This is a genomic window from Pantoea sp. CTOTU49201 (genome assembly GCF_032054795.1).
Taxonomy (GTDB): Bacteria; Pseudomonadota; Gammaproteobacteria; order Enterobacterales; family Enterobacteriaceae; genus Pantoea; species Pantoea symbiotica.
Genome location: NZ_DAMBSA010000498.1, coordinates 1 through 3,016 on the forward strand (window position 1 = coordinate 1; position 3,016 = coordinate 3,016).

At 60.7% G+C, this 3,016-nt stretch carries 2 protein-coding genes and 1 pseudogene; all 3 read right to left on the bottom strand.

Translation table 11 applies throughout. The annotated features are described in order from the left end of the window. Nucleotides 1-2,124: FAD-dependent oxidoreductase (locus RTY00_RS22810; RefSeq protein WP_312666448.1), on the bottom strand; the 2,124-nt coding region annotated here is incomplete at its 3' end. Between the two features lie 10 nt (nt 2,125-2,134). Then, a complete protein-coding gene (locus RTY00_RS22815; protein WP_312666450.1) occupies nt 2,135-2,923 on the bottom strand; it encodes an ABC transporter ATP-binding protein in 789 nt (262 codons plus the stop codon). Nucleotides 2,924-2,933: 10 nt separating this feature from the next. Continuing rightward, nucleotides 2,934-3,016, bottom strand: a pseudogene (locus RTY00_RS22820) (nitrate ABC transporter, permease protein); the annotation flags it as partial.

Genomic DNA, 3,016 nt, shown 5'->3' on the forward strand with positions numbered 1-3,016 from the left:
CTGATCTTCCTGTGCCAACTGTGCCGCCAGGACGCGTGCCATTTGATATCCCGGCGCAACCAAACCGAAAATTTGCCCTTGCCACAGCGCGCATTCGCCAATCGCATAGACATCTGCGGCGCTGGTGGCGCAAGCGTCGTTGATCAGAATGCCGCCGCGCTCACCCAGTTGCAGTCCGGCGGCGCGCGCCAGTGCATCGCGCGGACGGATGCCGGCTGAAAATACCAGCAGGTCCGTTGCCAGCAGGCTGCCATCGGCAAAACGCAGCTGCAGGCTGCCATCCGGCAGGCTTTCAATTGCTTCAGTTTGCTTGCTGGTATGAACTTGTACGCCCAGTGCGCTGATTTTGCCGCGCAGCATCTGCGCGCCGCCGTCATCCAATTGCACCGCCATCAGACGCGGCGCGAACTCCACCACATGGGTTTCCAGACCGAGCTGTTTCAATGCGTTGGCGGCTTCAAGTCCGAGCAGCCCGCCTCCAATCACCACCCCGCGCGTCGCCTTTCGGGCACAGTCAGCAATCGCATCCAGATCGGCCAGTGTGCGGTATACAAAACAACGCGCATCATCGTGGCCAGGAACCGGCGGCACAAACGGTACCGAGCCCGTCGCCAGCACCAGTTTATCCCAGCTCAATTCCGCGCCGCTGGCATCACGCAGGCTGCGTTTTGCACTGTCAATTGCCACCACTTCACAACCGCTGCGCAGTTCGATGCCGTGTTGCTGAAAGAAGTTATCGCTGACCAGTGACAAATCGTCCGCACTTTTGCCGTTGAAGTATTCGGTAAGGTGCACGCGATCGTAGGCCATCTGCGGCTCGTCGCCGTACACCACGATGTGATAGTGCTGATGCAGTTCACGACTCACCAGCTGTTCGAGAAAATGGTGGCTGACCATGCCGTGTCCAACCACGGCGAGAAGAGGTTTGCTCATCATCTGGCTTCCTGCAGCGCTCGGCTGCGTTGTGTTGTCGTCAAGACCGAACAGCGCGTTGATTCCCACCTGCGCGGCCTGTTGAAGTTTTGGTAGCAGCGTGCCTGCCGCCTGGCTGTCACCAAACAGCAGCACGCCGCGCAGCGCGCCATCGCGCAAAAACAGACGGCGATAGTGCTGGTGCAGCGGGTCAAAGCTACTGATGGCGTCGCCTTCGCTGATATCGCCCGCACTGAACATCTCAATGCCGCTGACTTTCAGCCGCGTACCGTTTTCCTGATAGTGAAAGTCGGCCACGGGTTCACCCGCCAGTTGTGCTGCCAGCACGGCGGCCTGCGCCAGGCAAGGCGCAATCAAGCCAAAGGTTTCTCCGCTGATTTGGCAACACTCGCCGAGCGCATACACATGCGGTAGCGCGGTTTGCAGTTGGCGGTTTACCAGAATGCCGCGCTGACAAGGCACGCCAGCCGCCTGCGCCAGCACGATCTCCGGCAGCACGCCGATGGCGATCACCACCTGTTCCGCCGCGATAACCGCGCCGTCGCTGAGCGTGACGCTTTCCGTGTCTATGGACTGCAAAGAGACGCCGAGCCGACAGCGAATACCGCGCTGTGTCAGATGCTGCTGCAACAGCGCACCCGCTTTGGCATCCAGCTGGCGATCAAGCAGCCACGGGCGATGATGCAGCAGCGTGACGTCACGCCCACGCTGACGCAGCGCCGCTGCGGCTTCCACGCCAATAAATCCTCCGCCCAGCACCACTACCGGACCTTGCTGCGCGAGCATGGTCTCCACGTCTCGCACCGTGCGAAAACCCTGCACCTGAGGGCGATGGATGCCGGGCAGATCCGGCATGCGCGGCCTCGAACCGCAGGCGAACACCAGCTTGTCCCAGTGCAGGGTGCGCTGGTCGGTTTGCACTGTGCGCGCAGGGATATCCACCTGCAGCGCCTCTTCGCCCATCAGCAGTTGCACCTGATGTGCCGCATACCATTCGGGCGCGTGGAGCACCGTGTCAGCAAAGGCTTTTTCGCCCGCCAGCACCGGCGACAGCAGTACCCGGTTGTAATTGCCGTGCGGCTCACGGCCAATCACCGTGATGGCGTAGCGACCCGGCGCACGTTGCAGCAAGGTTTCCACCATGCGCATCGCCGCCATGCCGTTACCGATCACTACCAGTCGCTGCACCATGGTTGTCCCCTTACGCCACAGCCGTTTGCTTTTCATACAGGAAATGCAGAATCCGTTGGCGCAGCTGGTGATAACGCGGCTCGTCGGCCAGCGCTACCCGTGAACGTGGACGCGGCAGGTCGATGTTGAGAATGTCACCGACCTGCGCGGCGGGGCCGTTGGTCATCTTCAGCACGCGATCTGACAGCAACACCGCCTCATCGACATCGTGCGTGATCAGCACGATGGTGGTGTTGAGCTCCTGCTGGATGCGCATCACGCTGTCTTGCAGATGAGCGCGCGTTAGTGCATCCAGCGCGCCGAACGGTTCATCCAGCAGCAGCACACGCGGCTGCATAGCCAACGCACGCGCAATACCGACACGCTGCTTCATGCCGCCGGAGATCTCCGACGGACGCTTATGCAGCGCGTGACTCATCTGCACGCGATTGAGGTTGTGTTCGATCCACTCACTCATCTCGCTTTTGCTCATCTTTCCTTTGAACACCTGCTGCACTGCCAGCTCGACGTTTTGGTAGGCGGTCAGCCACGGCAGCAACGAATGGTTCTGGAACACCACCGCACGCTCCGGACCGGGACCGCTGATTTCGCGGTTGTCACACAGCAACACGCCGCTGCTCGGCTGCGTTAGCCCGGCGATCAGATTGAGAAGCGTGGACTTTCCGCAGCCGGAGTGGCCAATCAGGCTGAGGGTTTCACCTTCGTGGATATCAAAACTGACGTTATCGAGGGCGAGGAACTCGCCGCCTGCGGTATTGAAACGCTGGCTGACCTGCTGTACGCGAATAATTGGATTCATCATCGGCTCCTTATTTATCCCAGCTAAAGCGGCGTGCCGGTAGCATCAGCGCCTGTTCGAGCAGCAACCCGACCACGCCGATCACCACGATGG

What these genes read in the sequence shown, in the direction of transcription:
- RTY00_RS22815 (WP_312666450.1), bottom strand. Translation starts at nt 2,923, where the DNA reads ATGAATCCAATTATTCGCGTACAGCAGGTCAGCCAGCGTTTCAATACC.